The sequence below is a fragment of the Alteribacter lacisalsi genome (genome assembly GCF_003226345.1).
Classification (GTDB): Bacteria; Bacillota; Bacilli; order Bacillales; family Salisediminibacteriaceae; genus Alteribacter; species Alteribacter lacisalsi.
Map to the genome: position 1 here is coordinate 347,042 of NZ_PDOF01000003.1, position 20,712 is coordinate 367,753.

General features: G+C 46.2%; 18 protein-coding genes. 5 read left to right on the forward strand and 13 right to left on the reverse strand.

The window, feature by feature from the left end; translation table 11 throughout:
- Nucleotides 1-23: 23 nt before the first annotated feature.
- The 3 genes from CR205_RS16515 to CR205_RS16525 are packed head-to-tail and all read left to right on the forward strand — an operon-like array spanning nucleotide 24 to nucleotide 3,722.
- Nucleotides 24-2,150, forward strand: coding sequence for a BglG family transcription antiterminator (locus CR205_RS16515; protein ID WP_110521247.1), 2,127 nt, complete (start codon nucleotides 24-26; stop codon nucleotides 2,148-2,150).
- 33 nt (nucleotides 2,151-2,183) lie between these two features.
- Nucleotides 2,184-2,456: a PTS sugar transporter subunit IIB gene (locus tag CR205_RS16520; protein ID WP_110521248.1), complete on the forward strand. Its 273-nt coding sequence runs from the start codon at nucleotides 2,184-2,186 to the stop codon at nucleotides 2,454-2,456.
- 3 nt (nucleotides 2,457-2,459) lie between these two features.
- Nucleotides 2,460-3,722 (forward strand): PTS ascorbate transporter subunit IIC, encoded by a 1,263-nt coding sequence (locus CR205_RS16525; RefSeq protein WP_110521249.1) that lies wholly within the window; start codon nucleotides 2,460-2,462, stop codon nucleotides 3,720-3,722.
- Nucleotides 3,723-4,099: 377 nt separating this feature from the next.
- On the opposite strand, the gene CR205_RS16530 is transcribed toward CR205_RS16525, so the two are convergent.
- The gene (locus CR205_RS16530) at nucleotides 4,100-4,486 is read right to left on the reverse strand and encodes a VOC family protein (RefSeq protein WP_110521250.1); all 387 of its coding nucleotides are present in this window, start codon (nucleotides 4,484-4,486) and stop codon (nucleotides 4,100-4,102) included.
- A gap of 650 nt (nucleotides 4,487-5,136) precedes the next feature.
- On the opposite strand from CR205_RS16530, the gene CR205_RS16535 reads away from it, so the two are divergent.
- Entirely contained in the window at nucleotides 5,137-5,286 is a 150-nt protein-coding gene (locus CR205_RS16535) for a YrzI family small protein (RefSeq protein ID WP_110521251.1), read from the forward strand.
- A 285-nt stretch (nucleotides 5,287-5,571) separates the two neighbouring features.
- Here CR205_RS16535 and CR205_RS16540 read toward each other — a convergent pair whose 3' ends face one another.
- The 5 genes from CR205_RS16540 to CR205_RS16555 form a co-directional block, all read right to left on the reverse strand.
- Nucleotides 5,572-6,321 carry an ABC transporter permease family protein gene (locus CR205_RS16540; protein ID WP_110521252.1) on the reverse strand — a complete coding sequence of 250 codons (750 nt, stop codon included), beginning with the start codon at nucleotides 6,319-6,321 and terminating at the stop codon, nucleotides 5,572-5,574.
- A complete protein-coding gene (locus CR205_RS16545; RefSeq protein WP_110521253.1) occupies nucleotides 6,318-7,169 on the reverse strand; it encodes an ABC transporter ATP-binding protein in 852 nt (283 codons plus the stop codon). The genes CR205_RS16540 and CR205_RS16545 overlap by 4 nt, the downstream gene beginning before the upstream one ends.
- Before the next feature lie 194 nt (nucleotides 7,170-7,363).
- Nucleotides 7,364-8,359, reverse strand: a complete 996-nt coding sequence (locus CR205_RS16550) for a LytTR family transcriptional regulator DNA-binding domain-containing protein (RefSeq protein ID WP_110521254.1) — start codon at nucleotides 8,357-8,359, stop codon at nucleotides 7,364-7,366.
- Nucleotides 8,360-8,583: 224 nt separating this feature from the next.
- Nucleotides 8,584-8,973, reverse strand: a complete 390-nt coding sequence (locus CR205_RS20130; protein ID WP_142669906.1) for a hypothetical protein — start codon at nucleotides 8,971-8,973, stop codon at nucleotides 8,584-8,586.
- Nucleotides 8,945-9,709: a MerR family transcriptional regulator gene (locus tag CR205_RS16555; RefSeq protein ID WP_110521255.1), complete on the reverse strand. Its 765-nt coding sequence runs from the start codon at nucleotides 9,707-9,709 to the stop codon at nucleotides 8,945-8,947. Before CR205_RS16555 ends, CR205_RS20130 begins: the two co-directional genes overlap by 29 nt.
- A 170-nt stretch (nucleotides 9,710-9,879) precedes the next feature.
- On the opposite strand from CR205_RS16555, the gene CR205_RS16560 reads away from it, so the two are divergent.
- The gene (locus CR205_RS16560; RefSeq protein ID WP_110521256.1) at nucleotides 9,880-11,097 is read left to right on the forward strand and encodes an MFS transporter; all 1,218 of its coding nucleotides are present in this window, start codon (nucleotides 9,880-9,882) and stop codon (nucleotides 11,095-11,097) included.
- Nucleotides 11,098-11,659: 562 nt separating this feature from the next.
- Here CR205_RS16560 and CR205_RS16565 read toward each other — a convergent pair.
- From CR205_RS16565 to CR205_RS16595, 7 genes are all read right to left on the reverse strand, one after another.
- The gene (locus CR205_RS16565) at nucleotides 11,660-12,925 is read right to left on the reverse strand and encodes a M20 family metallo-hydrolase (protein WP_110521257.1); all 1,266 of its coding nucleotides are present in this window, start codon (nucleotides 12,923-12,925) and stop codon (nucleotides 11,660-11,662) included.
- Nucleotides 12,926-12,953: 28 nt separating this feature from the next.
- Complete coding sequence (locus CR205_RS16570) at nucleotides 12,954-13,652, reverse strand: small-conductance mechanosensitive channel (protein ID WP_110521258.1); 699 nt, start codon at nucleotides 13,650-13,652, stop codon at nucleotides 12,954-12,956.
- Nucleotides 13,653-13,695: 43 nt separating this feature from the next.
- The gene (locus CR205_RS16575; RefSeq protein ID WP_110521259.1) at nucleotides 13,696-14,403 is read right to left on the reverse strand and encodes a DUF5058 family protein; all 708 of its coding nucleotides are present in this window, start codon (nucleotides 14,401-14,403) and stop codon (nucleotides 13,696-13,698) included.
- A 35-nt stretch (nucleotides 14,404-14,438) separates the two neighbouring features.
- A complete protein-coding gene (locus tag CR205_RS16580) occupies nucleotides 14,439-15,632 on the reverse strand; it encodes a M20 metallopeptidase family protein (RefSeq protein ID WP_110521260.1) in 1,194 nt (397 codons plus the stop codon).
- Nucleotides 15,633-15,926: 294 nt separating this feature from the next.
- Complete coding sequence (locus tag CR205_RS16585) at nucleotides 15,927-17,423, reverse strand: sodium:solute symporter family transporter (RefSeq protein WP_110521261.1); 1,497 nt, start codon at nucleotides 17,421-17,423, stop codon at nucleotides 15,927-15,929.
- 123 nt (nucleotides 17,424-17,546) lie between these two features.
- Nucleotides 17,547-19,475: an AMP-binding protein gene (locus CR205_RS16590; protein ID WP_110521262.1), complete on the reverse strand. Its 1,929-nt coding sequence runs from the start codon at nucleotides 19,473-19,475 to the stop codon at nucleotides 17,547-17,549.
- Complete coding sequence (locus tag CR205_RS16595) at nucleotides 19,475-20,638, reverse strand: acetyl-CoA C-acyltransferase (RefSeq protein WP_110521263.1); 1,164 nt, start codon at nucleotides 20,636-20,638, stop codon at nucleotides 19,475-19,477. The genes CR205_RS16590 and CR205_RS16595 overlap by 1 nt, the downstream gene beginning before the upstream one ends.
- Nucleotides 20,639-20,712 lie beyond the last annotated feature (74 nt).

Genomic DNA, 20,712 nt, shown 5'->3' on the forward strand with positions numbered 1-20,712 from the left:
CTTTCGGGTGATTTGTTTTTATTATGAAAGTAAGTCATCCAGCAAAACCGATCAGTCAGCTGACATTAAATAACCAGGTGGTGGATGAAATGATCCTGGATCAAAAGAGCGCGCAGTTGTTGAATCTCCTTGCATTAAAGAACGAGCCGGTTTCCGCTGTGGAACTGAGTGAGCATTTGAACGTGTCCAGACGGACGGTGTACTACAACTTAAACAAGGTTGATGACTGGCTGGACGTAAACGGGCTTGAAAAAGTCCAGCGGGTAAAAGCCGTCGGAATCTTTTTAACGGAAGAAACGAAGCAGCAGCTTCCCGAAGACGTGACAATGGACGAGCCTCACGATTACTTTTATGCCCCGGAAGAAAGAAGGGCCGTTACGGTGTTCCTCCTGTTAACGGCAAGCAGGAAAATTCACCTGAGAGATGTGATTGAAACGTCAGGTGCAAGCCGGAACTCCTGTCTGAGCGACTTGAAGCTGATCAGGGAGCAGGCGAACCGTTTCGATCTTGATCTGACATTTACCCGGGCAGAAGGCTACACGATTGAAGGAAGTGAGTTCGACATCCGGAGGCTGTTCATCCACACCGTTCATGAAGACCTGGACGGTGAAGTGAAAAAGGGGATGTTGAGGCTGTGGGAGGAAGCGGATCCGCAGATCCTGCAGAAGATGGAGCGGATTCACGGTTTTATGGAAAGTGTCTTCCCGGGCCCCGGGCCATCCGGCAGTTATAGTGCGCTGACCTGGTACCTGACGTACTGCGTTCAGCGATGCCTCGGTCAACACTACGTGGACGCTTTCGCTGACGAGACCGATACACTCAGACAGAGCCCGATGCATGATCAGGCAAAAAGCCTAAGCACATCGATCGGAAAGTCATTTGATGTCACCGTCCCTTCCCAGGAGACCGATTTTTTCACCATTCTACTTCTGAGTCAGCGGGTAAATACGGACAAAAACGCCGTATCCATTAAAGGTCTTGAGCACGTGGTGTATAACATGGTCGTAGATTTCCAACGCTATGCATGTATGCAGTTCCGAAACCACAAAGAGGTTCAGAACAATTTACTGATTCACATTGAACCGGCCTACTATCGGCTGAAGTACAGGCTTCCGGCAGGAAACCCGCTCACAGAGTCAGTGAAGGAAAAATACAGCGATATCTACCTGCTGACCCGGAAGGTGATTCCTCACCTGGAACACTATACAGGCGAAGCCATTAACGAAGATGAAATCGCCTACATTGCAATGCACTTTGGCGGCTGGATGAGAAAAGAAGGTCATACCGCGGCCCTGAGAAAACGGGCACTGGTGGTCTGTTCCAGCGGGATCGGGACGTCACAGATTTTACGGGCACAGCTCGAGACGCTGTTTTCCACCCTCGACTTTGAAGTCGTGACGCGGGTGGAAGAAGCGACGATCACACCGGACCTCATCTTTACAACCGTGCCGCTGAAAAACAAGAGCCTGCCGACCTTTCATGTGAACGCAGTAATGACGGAAACGGAAAAAGAACGGATTCTGATGAACGTCAACCGGATTCTTAATCAGAAAGAAGTCCCCCAGACCCATTCGAACCTGAAAGACATTTTCCGGGCCGTGGAAAAGCACGCCACCGTTCACAATCAGCCCGAGCTGCTGAAGGAAATCGAGGAGATTCTCTCAACAAAGCCACTTCAAATAAAGGAGCCTTACAAACCTATGCTAAATGAAATCATGCAGTCGAACGCCATTCAAATAGCAGACAGTGCGGCAAACTGGCAGGATGGTGTCCATCTTGCATCCAAACCGCTGCTCGACAATCAGTCGATCACAGAAGAGTACGTACACGCCATGATCAAGAATATTGAAGAGTTAGGACCGTACGTCATTCTTGCACCACAGGTGGCTATCCCCCACGCCAGACCGGAAAACGGTGTGGAAAAGCTGGGGATGAGCTTACTGAAACTGAACGAACCTGTCGGGTTCTCAGAAGAAGACCGGCATCAGGTATCCCTGATCTTTATTCTCGCCGCGATCGATAATGAGTCCCATCTGAAGGCACTGTCACAATTATCGACGATCCTGTCAGAGCAAGCGAACATCGAAAAACTTCGTAATGCAGCCACACCTGAAGAGATTCAGGAAATCATAAACGAATACAGCGAGTAAAAAAAACAAAAAACCCTTAGGAGGAATTTAAAAATGAAACTTTTAGTTGTATGCGGAAACGGACTTGGAAGCAGCTTTATGGTGGAGATGAACGTGAAGAAAGCACTAACAGAACTGGGTATTGACGCAGAAGTTTCCCACACGGACCTTGCATCAGCAAAAACGGAGGCGGCTGACTACTACATCGGTTCACGGGATATCATCACGAACCTAGAAGACGGAAACAAAAAGATCATTGCCCTTACAAACCTGCTCGACCAGCAGGAGCTGAAGGACGCGCTTCAAAAGAATCTACAGGAGGGATAAACGATGGCAGACCTCATTATGAATGACATACTGGGCACACCCGCCATACTCGTCGGTCTGTTTGCCCTGCTCGGTCTCCTGCTGCAGAAGAAAAATGCAGCGGATACCGTGTCAGGGACACTGAAAACGATTATGGGCTTTGTGATCCTGGGTGTCGGAGCCGGCGTGCTCATTACGAGTCTTGATTACTTTTCCGAAATGTTTGAAACCGCGTTCAATATCCGCGGGGTCATCCCGAACAATGAAGCGGTCGTTGCTGTAGCCCAGGAGGCGTTCGGTACGGAAACCGCCATGATTATGCTCTTCGGTATGGTGGCCAACATCGTGATTGCCAGACTGACGCCATTTAAATATATCTTCCTTACCGGACACCACACGATGTTTATGGCCTGTCTGATCGCCGTCATCCTCAGCTCCGGCGGGATGGCCGGAGTGCCGCTTATCGTAACAGGCTCACTGATCCTTGGAGCAGCCATGGTCTTTTTCCCGGCGATCCTGCAGCCGTACATGCGGCAGATTACCGGTAACGATGACATCGCACTCGGTCACTTCGGGTCAATCGGTTACTTCGTATCAGGTACCATCGGTAAGCGCTTTGGAGACAAAGAGAAAACAACAGAGGACATTAAAGTACCACAGTCCCTCGGTTTCCTAAGGGACACGTCCGTTGCCGTCTCCCTTACGATGGCACTTCTGTTCATCGTTGTGGCCCTCTTCGCAGGCGCTACTTTTATTGAAACCGAGCTCAGTGATGGTATGAACTTCATCATCTTCTCACTCATGCAGGGTATTACCTTCGCTGCAGGTGTGTATGTGGTTCTGGCCGGTGTGCGGATGCTTCTTGCGGAAATCGTTCCGGCGTTCAAGGGAATTGCCGACAAAATCGTCCCTAATGCCAAGCCGGCACTGGACGCACCAATCGTATTCCCGTTCGCACCAAACGCGGTTATTATCGGATTTATGTTCAGCTTCCTTGCCGGTCTCGGCAGCATGTTCCTTCTGCCGATTTTCGGGCTTGCACTGATCGTACCGGGGCTCGTTCCCCACTTCTTCACCGGTGCAGCTGCCGGCGTATTCGGTAACGCCATGGGCGGAAGAAAAGGCGCGATTCTCGGTGCCGTCGCAAACGGTATCCTGATCAGCTTCCTGCCAGCCCTGCTCATGCCTGTCCTCAGCACACTCGGCTTTGACAGCACCACGTTCGGAGATTCGGACTTCGGCGCTGTGGGAATCCTGCTTGGATGGCTCGTGAGTTTGTTTAACTAATGTTAAGTGGGAATGTTAAGTGGGGACGGTTCCCGCTTTACATTACTGGAGAAATCGAAACAGCCCTGTTCGGCACTTCGGTGCCGGGCACGGCTGTTTTTTTGTTATGACTTGTTTTATTACGCTGCAGGCGGACGCTTTCCGCGGGCATCACTTCAGCCTCCTCGGGAAAAACACCCTGCGGGGTCTTCAGCAGATGCTTCTTCCTCTGCCAGTAATGCTACGAAGCTGGCTGTGTCGAAGCAGATCGGAGCAGACTCACGAAGTAAAGCTCTTTGCTATTCCCGCTGGAGTCGTCGCCTTCAGCTCCATAATTTTTTTGTGATAAGATACAATCTATCCGAAAACAACTTTTTTATAGAAGTGACCGTAAATCATCAGAGGTTCTGCACAATCTGGATTGGATGACCATCCGGATCTTCAATCCAGGCAATGAGAAGACGACCAAGCCATTCGTGCGGGGAGACAAGGGGTTTAGCGCCTTTCGAGGTGACGGTTTTAAAGGCTGCAGGAGTGTCATCTGTCCACAGGATCACTGCCGCACGCTGCCCATGGGAGAGGGGGGCGAGGCCGTGATCGTCGCGCGTGGAGGAAATCGATGCGATCCCGATTCTATAGTCATCAAGAACCAAATCAATATGGATCGGGTCGCCATCAGTCGGCACTCGAAAAGTTTCGGTGAATCCCAGACTTTCATAGAACGAAGCTGATCCAGCTACATCAGAACTGAACAGAATAACTTGAGGAGTACGGAAGATTGCCAATTAGTTGCACCTCCTATTGTTTAAGCCGGGGATTGAGCTATTTATTATTAGTTCAATTGTTTCGTGAAAAATCCTTTTTCGTTTAATTAAACGGTTGTTGTTGTGAAGGCCAGAATTGAGTCCACGGTCAGGAAATAACAAGTGTGGTATGGATTTATATACTTAATACATATTTTCACACATAAAATCTGTTGCATTTTCCATATAGTGTTATAAGATGAAAATGTACCATACAAATTAACCATTAACGAAAGGAGGTCGTCCCCATGATGCAGGTAAACATGATTTCAACGGTAAAACTTAATAACGGATCATCGGGCGACTTCTGTGAGATCGTATAAATTTGTTATGATTTTTTGTAATCAAATGGCAAAATGATGCACAGACCGATGATGCTGGTCTGTGCATTTTTAATTCTATTTCAATTCTGGTCACAGGCCGATGGATCGGTCTGTGCCTTTTAGTGTCTTCTGAAATACCTTATAGGGGTATTGTGAAAGAAGGATAATGGACCATGCATCATTTTTACCAGGTCCGAACATCCACCAGTGCCGTTTGACTTACTGTTTCGGTTTTCGTAACAAAAGTCACATCAAATAGCGATCTTTCACATACGTTAATGATGGAGAAAAAGAAGGAGGTGATCAGTTATGCTATTAACATTGTTTCACTATACAGTATCAATCACGCGTCATCCCTACAGCAGAAAAGAAATTAAGCGGGAGCAGCATTATGAACGGGCGTGCAGGCGAATTGAAAAGCAGCATGTGCGGCAGGCAGAATTTCGTCGCATGATGTAAGAAGAGAAGTCGTGTTTATTATTAACAGAAAAAGGAGGCGTTGAAGATGAAGATCAGAGTGAGCAGTGAGATGGTATGGAGACCCGAGGGGGAAGGCTTTGGATAGCTGAGCTCTGAAAACCTCTGTTAAATCAAAGGGACCGGGACATGAAAACAGTGTTCAGCCGAGAGTACGTTCGATTCTCATTGGCTGAAACCTCTTCTGTCCCGGTTTTTTAAGTTGTTTATTCGCCTAAAATTCTGTTAACGAAAAGCGGGGGAAAACAAGCCTCATACTCCAAGGTGTTAATCATTATCCAAACCATTTTTCCTATACATGTAAAAGAAAATACCCAAGGTGAGCACAAGCCAGCCTAAAAGGACGGTTGTATCTATTGCATTCCATTGATAATCACCACTGAATGAGAATGAATCAGCTAATTTTGCTAACACACCTACAAAGGTATAATTTAAAACTTCTCCCAGATTTTCAGTGAAATTCCGCAGCACAGGGGTCGAAGTTAAGATAATTAAAATTGGCGTACTTATCAGGGTGGCCTGACCCTGATTTTTTGCGTATATTCCAATAATATAACCAATTAAAATACTGATTAAAGTAGCTAATGACGTTATGATAAAGTAGGTCGGGATCGGGATCTCTCCAAAGGACATACCACTCGCGGGAATTAAGAGAACATTTGCCGTTATTAAAATGAGTAGTGTTGGAATCATACTTCCTATAAAATATTCTCCCCCTTTAACGGAAGAGGTCATTAATACTCTTAAGGTATTTTTTTCTTTTTCTTCAGCGATGGGAGAGCTGCTCATGGAAATTCCGCCGATAGCGATGTTAAAAATTAATCCGAAGCTTAACAGAAATCCACCAGTAGAAAATGGACTGCCTTCCTCCCCAATCTCGACGTCAGGCATAAGATTTTTCATAACGATGACAAATGCTATTGCAAAAATAGGGGTGAAGAGAGTACTCATGTTGCTCGCTATCAACTTTAATCTCAGTTGGAGTACGGCATTTATCTTTCTAATGGATAGTTTCAAACCAATTCCCTCCCAGTCACTTCTAAGAACACTTTTTCTAAATTTGGTTCACATGAATGAATGGTCAGAATTTCATCGTTTATTAACCATTGATTTATCTGTTGAATAGCGTCCGGCGTGTGGGATAAAATAACCTCTTTTTCGTTTCTCAAGAGGATCTCGTAACGTTTATCTTGATTATATTTAAGCGTCAAATTTTTAGGGGTATCGTGTTCCACAATCAGACCATCATTTAAAAGTGCGACGTTATCACAAAGTTTTGTGGCTTCTTCCATATTGTGCGTAGTTAGAAAGATCGCTGTCCCCTCTCTCTTTAATTTCACGAGCAGCTCGTGTATGGCTTCGGTTGTGACAGGGTCCAGGCCACTGGTAGGTTCGTCCAGAAAAAGCACCTTTGGTTCATGGAGCATCGCTCTTGTAAGAATCAAACGTTGCTTCATCCCTTTTGATATTTTGCTTGCAGGTTTATGTTTATGCTCATATAAACCAACTTTTTTGAGAAGAAGATCGATCCGATTCTTTTCTACATTTAATAATTTTGCAAATGCCACTAAATTGTTATAAACGGACAGTCTCTCATATACCCCACTATTGTCTGTCACAATTCCCAATTGTTCATAAATACTTTCATTGATTTGTTCGACAGGATTACCCAGTACGAAAGCTTGACCAGAGGATTGAGCGAGTTGGCCAGTCAGAATTTTAATTGTCGTCGTTTTACCGGAGCCAGAAGGACCTAAAAATCCAAATATTTCACCTTCATGTACTGAAAAAGTAATATCCTTTAAAGCCACTTCGTTCCTGAATTTTTTTGATACATGTTCAACATGTATTAATTTATTTTTCATTTACGTTCGCTCCTTCATCCATCATGTAATGGATCACGCTGCGGCATTTTACTTTTTGCATACGTTTCTCATCCACTAATAACTTTATCCAATACCAGGAGGAATGTCGTAAAAATCCGTTGAACAGTACCATGTAAAAGCTCAGGAGTAACAAAAAGAGCTTGAAATGATGTTTATTTAATCTCAAATGTACTTCAAAATTCCATTAATTTTTTCATTTCATCCAAACGCATTCTGGATAGAGGTAATTTGACCTTTGCATTTCCTTTCAATATTAAGGTAAAGCTATTTTTGGAGTAACTCACTAATTCTGACACACGCTGTAAGTTAACTAAATAAGATCTGTGACATCTAAAGAAACCGAAATTCGTTAACTTTTCTTCTAATTCATTCATGGTGAGTTCAGTTGGGAAATATTCCTCTCCTATTCGAATATTACTTACGCTGTTAATGCTTTCTATAAAGTCAATTTCATCTGGGCTGAAAAATATGGTTTTATCCTCCATCTTACTGGCAACCTTATACACATTTGCCGGTTTCAGACCGGAGTCGATATTATCCTGCGGCGCTGCTATAGGACCCTCTAAAAAATCGCTCTTTTCCAAGCCGATATACCGGTTGTAGCTGTATACCTCATTGCTTAATAACAATAGCTCTTCTAAGTAATGGGAGGTAAATAAAATGGCAGTATTATTTGATTGCAGGTGCTCTAACGCTTTGATATATAATTCTATTCCCTCATCCGTTGAGTTGCTTAATGGACTTTGAATGAGCATTAATTTTGGAGAATATAAAAACATACGAAATAAATTGACCCTTTTTCTTTGGTCAAGGGTTATTTTTTTAAGTTTTGCTTTCCACACATCTGACAAAGAGAAAATACCAGCAAACTCTTCTAACGGTTTCTTGAAATCAGCAATTCTTTTGAAAAATGTTAAGTAGTCGCAGACAGTTAAGGTCTCATAAAAACCATCGTCAGTAAATTCCGTGAGGATATCAGTAGTATTATTTATAATGGAGCCACTGGAGGGGGTCAGTGCCCCAGTGATCAGATGGAAAAAAACGACGCTTTCTTTTTCTGTCATTTTAATTCCGATTTGAGATTTTTCTTTTATAGTTAAATTTATATCTTTTAAAATGGTAATATTGTCCTCTTGTTTCATTACTTTTTCCAACGTCACCAAGGTCACTTGGAACACACCTTTCCCTTCATTGTTTATGCTTTGTTTCATGTTTATTATGGGCAGATTTAATAAAAGAAAGCTGTTTTCGGATAGATTGTTGTTTTCTGCGCTACAGGCCGACGCTTTCCGCGGGCAACGCCTCAGCCTCCTCGGAAAAATCACCCTGCGGGGTCTTCGACTGTTGCTTTTCCCGCTGGAGTCGCGGCCTTTCGCTACGATATTAATGCTAGTCAATAGCAACAATCTTTGCGAAAAGAGCTTAAAAGAAAGCTGTTTTCGGTAAGTTTGTGGCTATAAAAAAAGGTAAATGACGCTGCTGGAGATAACAAGTTATTTTCAAGGGCGAGAGCTTTGTTATAAGAGAGGTGCAATAGAGAAAGGAAAAAATGGGGATTTTTCATTTGCTTCCCGATAAACACTCGTGGCGTTAATCTTCCGGCAGGCAAGACACCCGAACCTTTTTTTGCTTTAAGCCAATAGCCACGCAAAGAGCCGGTAAATACTTTCACGGCATATCCTCTTTCCGGCTCTTTTAGGCAGGAACCATTCGGGAGCTTATAAAGTGGTCTGAACAGAGTGATCTGCTTTATCTTACTCATTTTCCCTGTCTTTTTCAGCATCATAATACCTTTTTAATTCTTCATGAATATATAGAGCTATGTTTTCAGGGAAGTAGTTAGTAAATATATGATTACGCTTGGCTAGAAATTGATCATCTTCAATAAGATTTAATAAGCTCTTATCCGCTGGGAACAAGGCATCCATTTCGCTTACGATTTCCCGTACTTTTTCTTTACTTTCAGAATCATTATACTTCATGGCATTCCTGATCGCTTGAATCAGACGCCACATATTGCTGTCCATTTTCTCCTTATAGTCTGGTTCATGAAGCCGTTTTATTTCGTTCATGTACTGTTTATCATCTTTGAAATATTCCTCCAATAACTGAATATATAATTTTTCCCGACTAAATAAATCAAGCATTATAAAAGCAAATTCATTTAATTCCTCTTCAGAAATACCTTCAATGTTGTACATACGATCCATTCTGTTGATCACTTCTAAATTCTCATTTAATTCCCCTATCTTTTCTTCAATTAATTGCTTCTGTACTAATAACAACTCTCGATTATCTAACTTTTGATTCGTGATATGTTCTTTTATCTCTTTTAAAGATAATCCAAAATGTTTTAAAATCGTGATCTGCTGAAATACTTCCCATTCATATCGTGTGTATACTTTGCGGCCATTACTATTATATTTTTTGGGAATCAGTAATCCCATTTTGTCGTAGTACCGTATTGTTCTTACTGTTGAACCTACTAATTTTGCAAACTGACCAATTGTCACTTCCATGTTTACACCCCCACCAGATTATATCCTGTTACGTAACGTCACAATCAATATCGTTGTTTGGTTTTTACATTGCTTTGCATAACTGAAACAGGATATTTTTATGATTTGCTTACGACGTTACGTTACAATTTATGATTGGTTCTATACTGAAGTTGAGAGGAAGATCAGGTATGGGACAACAATCATTATTCCAAAATCGGACATTTTTGTTTCTGTTTTTCGGGAGTTTTCTAGCTATTATTGGTTTTAGTATGTTTTTTATAACAACAACTTGGTTTGTTATTTCTGATTTGGGATCTGCTAATTCATTAGGCATGATCCTTATCGCTATTACGGTGCCACGTATTTTAATGATGGCATTCGGAGGAGTGCTGGCTGATAAATTTAAAAAAACGACGATTATGTTCAGTACGAGTTCAGTACAAGGAATTTTACTGGTTATCATTTATCTGTTGCACAACTTCAATCAATTAACCTTTATGTATTTGATCATTTTAGGATTTTGTTTTGGCATATTAGATGCTTTTTCCGGCCCGGCTGGTACATCATTGATCCCAAAAATAGTACAGAAACATCAGATAAAACAAGCGAACGCAGTTATTCAGGGCCTGGGTCAAATTGGTTTTGTGATTGGACCTGTTATAGCTGGAAGTGTCATGGAATTTGGTGGTGTCACAAACAGTTATCTAGTATCTTCAATTATTGTTCTTTTGTCTGCTTTTTGTATGTTTCCTCCCTTTATAAAAGAAGGTCCTGTAGAAAATACGATTAAACAAACCCCTTTTAGAGATCTTGTGGAGGGACTTTCCTATGTAAGATCAAGTAGATTTTTAATTACAGGTATTCTTATTTTGATTACGTTAAACTTTTTTGCCTTCGGAGTAATCTCTATTGCCATCCCGATTTTAGTTGAAACGTATGGAGGAACACCCATAAACCTTAGTTACATTGATGCTGCTTTAGGGGTGGGAATGATCGTCAGTACAGCCATAATCGGTACGGTTAAAATACGCCGCAGGGGATTAACCTCTATAGCTGGGTTAATTGCAACACTATTTGTAGCTATAGCATTCAGTCAAATTCCTAACCTTTATATTTTGACAGCTTTAGCATTCTTAATTGGATTCTCTATGACATTTGTTTTTATCCCATTTTTTACTTCTGCTCAAGAAGATACTGATCCCCGCATTATGGGGAGGGTCATGAGTATTGTCTTCTTAGCAATGAATGGGTTTGATCCACTCGCCTATGCAAGTGTCACTCTATTGGTCACTAAAGGATTTGATATCCAATCCGTCATTTTAGCGTTTACTATCGTTGGTTTAATCATAGCGGTCACCATTTTATGGAGAGGTCATACCTTTAGAAATTACAATTCCAACTATTGAATTAAAAAACAACACAAGCAAAAAACCGCTAGCATGCGGTTTTTTTGCTTATTAACGTTTGTAAAAAAGGAAACGTAAATTACGACAGAATATTTGAATGGCCTAAACTATGAGCGAAGTTATCACCATACCCTGCGTCTTTTATAATGGCTGTTTTCGGATAGATTGTTGTTTTCTGCGCTACAGGCCGACGCTTTCCGCGGGCAACGACTCAGCCTCCTCGGGAGCTTTTCTGCTTCTTCCTCTTCCAGTCCAGCTCCGAGGTACATGCGTCGAAGCAACTCGCAGCCTATTCGTGAGGTAGTTGCTCGTTGTTGCTTTTCCCGCTGGAGTCGCGGCCTTTCGCTGCGAAATTAAAGATAGTTAAAACAACAATCTTTTCGAAAAGAGCCTAAAAAAAACAACACAAAGCAAAAAACCGCTAGCAGGCGGTTTTTTGCTTCACCATACCCTGCGCCTTTTATAATCGATCGCCCGTCCTCGTCCAGTTCCTTACACACCTTCCCCGGTCCGACATTTTCGAGCGCCACTTCCAGGGCAAATTCCGTGTGGTTAGAGGTTCCTATGAATCCCCTGCCAGCCTCAACAGCGTTCTGTACAGTAATTCAGCCCCTACCGCCAAGTCATCATCCGAAGCATACTCCTTTGGATTATGACTGATGCCCTCCCTGCAGCGGACAAAGATCATGCCATAATCGCATAGACTCGACATGACCAGTGCATCATGAAAGGCGCCGCTCATCATAGTAGGCGCATTCAGCCCCAGGGCCTGACTCTCACTGTCAATAATGTCCTGAATCCATGGCGAGCAATAGCTTGGCTTTGTATTCTGGTCTTCCGTAATGTCAACCTTCAGGTGGTATTTTTCGGCTATACGCTGAAAGCTTTCTCTCAGCAGCTCTTCGCACCTGTTTCTTCGATCCAGATCAATGTCACGCAGATCAATCGTAAATGCCACTTCTTCGGGAATCACATTTCTGGACGCACCCGAAACGTTTAGCTCCCCAACAGTCCCAACGGTCGTCCCTTCAGGATCCTCTTTTACAATCTCATGGAAGGCCACAATCATTTCCGATGCTCCGACAAGGGCGTCCTGCCGCATAGCCATCGGCACTGTACCGGCATGCCCGGCAAAACCTTTTACTTTTACGGTCAGCCATATCGGCCCGGCGATGCCGGTTACGATGCCGGCAGGCTGATCAGCCTTCTCAAGCAATGGCCCTTGTTCGATGTGCAGCTCCAGAAAGGAGTGGATACTCTCAGGCGAAAAGCGCGATTCCGGAATTTTATCAGGGTCGCAGCCAAACTCCCGTAATGCCTGCCTCCTCGTGATCCCGTCCGCATCCTTCCTGTCCAGTTCACCGGCTTCCAGATTTCCTGTGATTCCCCTTGAGCCGAAAAGTCCCTTCCCGAAACGCCACCCTTCTTCATCACAAAAGGATACCACTTCAATTGGCCGATCCGGAATGATCCCCTTTTCGCTCATCGTGTGAACGGCTTCGATACTGCTTAGAACACCAACGGTTCCGTCAAATCGTCCGCCCGCAGGCTGTGAATCGATGTGTGAACCGGTCATGACCACCGGGGCATCAGGATCTTTTCCGTCTTTGCGGCCAATCAGATTCCCAAAGTTGTCCAGGCGCACAGTCATCCCGGCCTCTTCCATCCATTCAGCCACTTTCCCAAATGCCTCTTTTTCCACAGGTGACAGCGTTGGACGGCAGACACCCGTTTCACCTAATCTGCCGTATTCGGAGAGCTGTTTCATATGTCTGCTTAAACGGTCTTTGTTGATTGCGAGCTGTTCTGTAATCACGCTATCAGGCATCCTTCCCCATTAAATAGACTTCTTTCACTCAATCTGCAGCTTTTTTATTCTTCTGCTTTTCCATAAACAGGATCAGCGCAATGGTAAGCGCAACCGTGAGCGGGATTTTTATTAAGTCGAAGATCGGGGCGAACAGAACCGCCATACCAACCAGAAGGGCGGCGATGCCGTATTTTGGCGTTTTGTAGGCAAACTGCCCCAGTACCGCCCCGAAGATCGCCGGCAGAATAAAATCGAATGCCTCGTGCACCGCAGCAGGCAACGCTCCCAAAATGGCGGTTCCGGCAAATATAATTACAACGATGATCGTGATATTCACGAGGGACGCGATGGCAATCCCGATCACACCGGCGATTTCCGCTTTCCGTGTACCCACTTCCGCTCCTACTGCTTTCTGCGCGGCAGAAGAACACGGCAGACACATATTTGCAATATTGCCTGTTAAAAACGCTAAGTAGGTTCCTCCGATTCCAAGGGCAGGATAGTAGGTGATCGGTTCCAGTACCCACATGATCCCAATAAAGCTCGCGTAGCCGATCAGTCCCACAAGGATCACATTCCACCCGGGGTGAGCGCCTAAAACAAACGATACATATAAAGGCACCACCAGACACATGGCGATTAACATCCAAAGTGTCAACCGTCCCCAGTAATGCGCTTTGCTGTGAAAAACTTCAAGCCCGTTCGATTTCACAGGCGTTTCCGTTCCTGTCTCCGCTGCTCTCATATCTTCTCCTCCTCGTCAGGTTTATTCAAAGTTCGCACGTCAACTAGATGAGAGTCGTAAAATAGGCAGCCGTCATCCCGACGACGATCGAGATCCCCAATGCCCACTCTTTCAGCCAGGCGATATGCTTCCTGTCAGCGGTTTTCATCAGAATAATCATCGTCGCAATCGCAGCCACTCCGGCAATCACATGATTTGCACTATTGATCATCTGCTGGCTGGCAAGAAAGGCAAACGCTCCCAGCATCGCGGCCAGTGAAATAATCGCCATGGCCTTGGGATTCTTTTTTTCAATTTTACTTTGCGTGGCTCCGAGACGCTTCGTAAAGAGCGCGGTGAAGATTAACCATCCCATACCTCCAATACACATCGTCCAGACAACGGCGCTGAAAGCCTGTAACGTAAAATCAGGTGAATTCAATTCCATGCCAAACGCATTCGCACCAATGACCGCTGCAGATGATTCGGTAGCCGCGGAGCCGATAATCCCGATTCTGATAAGTGTCAGCGGCGAGCCGATTAGTGCAATTAACGAGACAAGGACAATCGCAATTCCAAACGAGGGTCCAATGGAGCTGATTAAACCGGTCCTGATGGCTGTTTTTACCTCTGTTTCTGACAACCCTGCGTCCGGCGCGCTTTCCTTTGCGATTCTTAAAAATACAATTGCCTGAAAAGCGACGATGCCGACAAAAATAAAGGCCATGATCCAGAACGGCGTACTATTGGCTGTACGCAGTACTTCTTCCATATTACCCCTCCTCATTTTCAAATTCGTTCATGCTGTTACTGCGGGACTTCACTTTTTCCGGATAGGTTTTCCATAACCGCTGCAATAAAGATGCGGCCGATATATTTCATCGCTTCCTCTTGTACATTGAACTTCGGATGATGATGCGGATAAACCTCAGATGGGTCTTCGAGCGCTCCCCCCACCCAGAAAAACGTGCCGGGCACTTTCTGCAAATAGTAGGCGAAATCCTCCATTCCCATTGTCGGAGAGATTCTCTGCACTTTTTCCTCACCAAACAGGTCTCTGGCAATGTTCTCAATGAACACTGTCTCCGCTCTGTCATTGACAACAGCCGGATAGCCCCGGACATAGTTGTAATTCACAGAAGCCCCGAAAGCGTTGCATGTATTCTCTGCAATTTTTCCGATCGACTCTTCAACCCGGTCACGGACGTCACTATGTAACGTGCGCACGGTTCCTTTCAGCGTGACTTTATCCGGGATCACATTGAAGCTGTCGCCGCCATTAAAAGCGGTTACCGATACGACAGCCGGTTTTAATGGATCCACCTGACGGCTTACAATCTGCTGGAGATTAAGCAGCAGCTGACTGCCGGCTGCCAGCGGATCAACTCCCTGATGAGGCATGGCTGCATGGACACCTTTCCCTGCGATTTCGATCTCGAACATGTCACCGTTGGCCATTGCGGGGCCTTCATTCAGCCCGACAACGCCAAGGGGTGAAGTGGCATGCACATGGGCACCGTAAATCACGTCAACACCCTCGAGGCAGCCGTCTTCGATCATGAATTTGGCTCCGCCGGGGATGACCTCTTCGGCAAACTGGTGAATAAAAACGACATTCCCTTGCAGTGCCTCTCTGTTTTCACTCAGCACTTTCGCAACACCAAGCAGTCCGGCAGTATGAAGGTCATGGCCGCAGGCGTGCATCACCCCCGGGACACGGGAACGGTAGGCCACCTCTTTTTCATCCTGGATCGGAAGCGCGTCAAAGTCCGCCCGTAACGCGACTGTTTTACCCGGCCTGCCTCCTTTTAGCATGCCAACCACGCCCCGTTCTCCGACCCCTGTTCTGACTTCCAGTCCCAGCTCGGTCAGAAAGGCAGCAATCTTCTTCGGAGTGTTCACTTCTGTGTGTGAGAGTTCGGGGTACATATGCAGGTCTCTTCTGAACTCGACCAGTTCCGGATAAATCTCTTCCAGTCTGGAAAACATCTTTTCTCTCATATCCTCAACCCTTTCCTGTTTCAAATTTAAATCGAATTAAATGAATTAAATTAATATTCAAATAATTAATGGTTTCAATTTTAACATAATGCGACTGGGCATGAGGTTTGGTTCTTTCAGGTAACAATTAGAAGTTTTATGCGAAAAAAGACACACAGAGCGGCGTAAGTTGCTCGGTGTGTCTTCATTATTTGATCTGTTATAACAGCAGATTCCGTCCCCTGTCCCAGCATTAATGTCAAGCCAGAACCGTCCCCACTTCACGTGCAAAGTGAGAACCTTCCCCACATCGCATTAGGAGTGGTAGGCGGTGCGCTTTGCGGATTCGGTCTGAACATTTGCGACAAAGCTCAGGATGATCATGACGAGAAAACTGATGAGTGTGCTTGCCAGCATCGCCAGATAAATGTTGGAAATGATATCAGCGGTTGTAAAGAGCACGTACAGCGACGTCCCTGTAATAAGTGACGCGATTGCGCCGTAGCGGTGTGCCCGTTTCCACACGTATCCCAGAAGGATCGGGGCCATCACGCCGCAGATAATAGCGGAGTAACTGAACTGAATCAGTAGGGAAAGGGATTCGGGCCGGTTAAAGGATACGTAGAGTGTGGCCAGACCGACAAACACAAGCGAATATTTGGACACTTTTACCGCACGCCGGTCCAGTGTTTCAGCAGAAATCGGTGATCTGGATACATGCGGAGCGACGTTACGGTAAACGTCATTCCCGATACTGGATGTCACACCAAGATATAAGCTGTCTGTACTCGATAAAATAGCAGAAATGATGCCAAAGATTAAAAACGCGGCAATGACAGGATGAAAGGCTTCAAACAGATAGACTGGAATTGCCTGGTCAGGATTTGCAAGGTTCGGGAACTGCGCTCTTGCCGCCAGTCCTCCCAGCACCATCAGCGTCGAGATCAGAAAGAGAATCACACCTGATGACAGTGTAAAGGGTCTTAAATCCGCTTCTGTTTCAAGCGACAGAATTTTGTTCAGCAGATGAGGCATAAGAATGAAGGCAAATAACATGAACTGCACAGCGGCAATGGCCAGGCGGCTGTCATAAGGACTTCCTTCCGTTGTATTAATGGCAGAAACCAGGTTCGGATCGATAGCCGCCAGCTGGGTACTGAGTTCAGAGAACCCACCAACCACCCAGAAGATCGACACGAATACCAGAATACTCGTGACCGCCATGAGCAGGCCCTGGATGCCGTCACTGACAAGCTGGGCAAAAGCGCCGCCGATGCCGATATAGGCAATGGTGATCACGACAGCGATGACGATTCCCCACACGTACGGAATGCCGACAATCGTTTCGAAGATAGTGGCAAGGCCCACGTTCTGGCCGACAATATAGTAGACATTAAACAGAATCAGGAGCGCAACCAGCACCTGCAGGACTTTACTTTTGTAGCGTTTTCCGAGCCATTCCGGCAAGGTAAGCACGCCACCCTGGCCCTGAGAAAACTTCCAGAACTTCTTGGCAATAAGAAGCAGGGCAATCCAGGATACTCCGAAACATCCTAACGTGTACCATAAAACGGACGTCCCGTACTGGTAAGCCAGGCCGGGCACCCCGATGAACAGGTTCACGCTTGAATAGGTAGCCGCAAAGCTGGCACCGACAATGATGGGACTCACACTCCCTTTGGCGGTGGCAAAACCCGCCATGGTTTTACTGTGTGAGATCCCCCGTTTTCCAATCCAGGTCACAAGGGCAAAATAAAAGATGGCGAGAACAATGATAATCCAGATCACATAGCCGGGAATAATGGACAGCATCGTCTACTTCACACCTTTCTCTTTGGGATAATATAAAAACCAGATCGTTAACCCGACTGCCCAGAACAGGCCGATCAGCAGAAAATAGGTTAAAAACATAGTAAAACACTCCTTTTACTCGGTTTAATGTTTTAAAGGAATTATCGTTTTGAGACTTTCAGGATTCCGTAAAGTGGAAGTGTCCCCTAAAGGCTTGTTTAAGTAGCGGTTACGGATCAAACGCCGGGCAATTTTTCCACTCTGGGTGAGCGGCAATTCCGGTACCGGAATGATCCTTTCAGGCTTCAATGCTTTTCCGAGTCTTTCGGTGCAGTGCGCTTCAAGTTCTTTTACCGGCAGATCTGCATCCGTCAGAACGGCAAAAATCACGGCTGTCTGTCCTTTAATCGGATGAGGAATCCCGACTGCTGCGCTCTCCACTACGTTCGGATGACTGCCAATCGCCGCCTCGATCTCCCCTGGGCCGATCCCTTTTCCGGCGATCTTCATCGTGTCGTCTGATCTGCCTTCAAGAAACCAGAAACCATCCTCGTCCTTTCGTGCCAGGTCTCCGTGAGACCATACACCGGGGAACCTGGACCAGTATGTTTTCAGATACCGGTCGTGATCGTGCCATAATGACTGCGTCATCCCGATAAACGGTTCCGTCAGACTCAGTTCACCCAGCTCGTCTGTTTCCTTTCCTTTCTCATCAAGCACCTTCGCACTCATGCCTGGGATCGGCCCATGAAACCCGCACGGCTTGATCGGCAACGTTGGAAAGCAGCCGAGAATTCCCCCTGACACTTCCGTCCCTCCGGAATAGTTGATAATCGGTGCGCGGTTTTTCCCGACATGATGAAGGTACCAGTGCCAGGATTCCTCATCCCACGCTTCCCCTGTCGACCCGAGGATTCGGATTGTCGATAGATCTTCTGTAATTTTCTCTATTTGAGCCTTTAACGAGCGAATGACCGTTGGCGCAACGCCGAAAATCGAAATACGGTGTCTCTCAATCAGTTCGAACAGACGATTGCACTCAGGATAATCCGGGCTCCCCTCGAACATGACCAGCGTATTCCCGTGAAGGCCGGAGCCAAGAACGAGCCAGGGACCCATCATCCATCCGAAGTCCGTGAGCCAGAACAGCCGGTCTTCTTTTTTCACATCAAAGCAGAAATACATATCAAGGCTGCTTTTTGTGACATAACTCACATGAGTGTGTACCGTTCCTTTCGGCTTCCCTGTTGTCCCCGAGGTGTAAATAATCATTAAAGGATCATCCGCATCCATCACCTCGGTTTCCACAATCGCGTTACACTGACGTAAATCCCGGTATAAGTGATCGGATTCGAGGTTCAAATGAATATCCTGGCCAGTATGTTCAATCACGATTACATCCTTCACGGAAGGCGCGTTCAGCACGGCACGATCAGCTGTCTGTTTTAATGGAATAAGCTTCCCTCTTCGCTTAAATCCGTCTGCGGTGATCAGCACTTTCGCCTGCCCTTCCTGAAGTCTCACCGCTACTGCTTCCTCCCCGTACCCTGAAAAAATCGGAATGCTGACGGCCCCTATTTTCGCGCAGGCATAGAAGGCAATCGGGACCTCCGGGATATACGGAAGATAGATGCCGACCCGGTCTCCTTTTTGGATCCCAAGGGAGAGAAGTGCGGCAGCAAATTCGTCGATTTTTTTCTCAAGCTCCCGGTAGGTAAGGCTGACCACATCGCCTTCCTCACTTTCCCACACGATCGCTTCTTCCCCGCCTCTGCCCAGGCGCAGCTGCTTTTCCACGGTGTTTAAAAGGACATTCGTCTTCCCCTCTGTAAAAAATGCCGTATTCGCCTTCCCCTCCGAGCTGTCCATTACCTGTGTAAATGGAGCGTACCAGCTCAGATTGAGCTCTTCTAAAACAAAGGAGTAAAAAGAAAGCGGCTCTTCTATTGACCATTGGTGAAGCTGCTGAACATTTTGTAACCCTGTTTTTCTTAAAAACGCCGTGAGATTGGCACTTTGGATCTGTTCTTCCGAGGGGTGCCAGGCATACTTTTTCTGTGTTGTCAGGTTCATCAAATCCCGCCTTCCTTCGGTACGTCAATCAGTAACGCCATTCCCTGTCCTCCCCCGCCGCACAGCGTGGCGATGCCTTTTCCTCCACCCCGTCGTCTCAATTCATGTGCGAGTGTAAGCACAAGCCGGAACCCGGTTCCTGCCAGAGGATGACCGACCGCAATGGCGCCTCCATTCACATTCACCTTTTCAATCGGAAGGTCCAGTTCCCTGCAGCTGGCAATCGCCACACTTGCAAAGGCTTCGTTAATCTCAAACAGATCAATATCCGAAACGGATAAACTTTGCTGCTCCAGCAGAGCCGCAATCGCTCGTGCAGGCTTCAGATGCAGGCTCTCATCCGGACCGGCCACTTCACTCCATCCAAGCACCGCTGCCAGCGGCTTTTTTCCAAGTTCGTCTGCTTTTTCAGCACTTGTGATAATGCCTACGCTGGCGCCATCGGACATTTGTGAAGCGTTTCCGGCTGTAATAGTGCCGTCTTTTCTGAAGGCCGGTGACAGCTTTTGCAGCTTTTCAGCGGTGGAGCCTTCTCTGATTCCTTCATCGTGATGCAGCGTGCCATTTTTCGTTTCAATCGGGAACGTTTCTTCCTGAAGCTTCGCCTTTGCCTGGGACGCCCGCTGCTGGGAAAGGGCGGCAAACGCATCCTGTTCCTCTCTCGAAATGGTCAGCTCTTCGTTTTTCCCGTCGCTCAGAAGGCCCATGGATTCATTGGAAAGCGCGCACCAGAGCCCATCCTGCAGTGTGTCGTAATACTCCACCGGGCCGATCGCCAGCTCTTTTCGAATGGAAGACGTGTAAGGCGCGTTGGTCATGGAGTCAAAGCCGCCGGCTATGTAAAGATTTCCTTCTCCCAGGGTGATCCGGCGCGAGGCATCCGCAATCGCCGCAAGTCCCCCGAGACAGACATTGTTCAGCGTTACGGCAGGTGTTTCAAGGGACACACCTCCTTTGGCAGCCACATGCCTTGCCGGGTTCTGTCCCTGCCCTGCCTGGATTACCTGGGCCAGAATCACGCCATCTGCCTCCTTCACTTCAGGCACGCGCGTGACGAGTTCTTTTACCACAAGAGCGCCAAGGTCTTTTGCTTCATAGTCTCTGAGACTGCCTTTCCACTTTCCAAAAGGAGTACGTACCCCGTCCAAAATCACTGTTGTCATTAGAAAAACCTCCCTAAAAAATAAAAAATCCTCTTTCCTGATAAAACAAGAAAGAGGATGACTACACACATCTC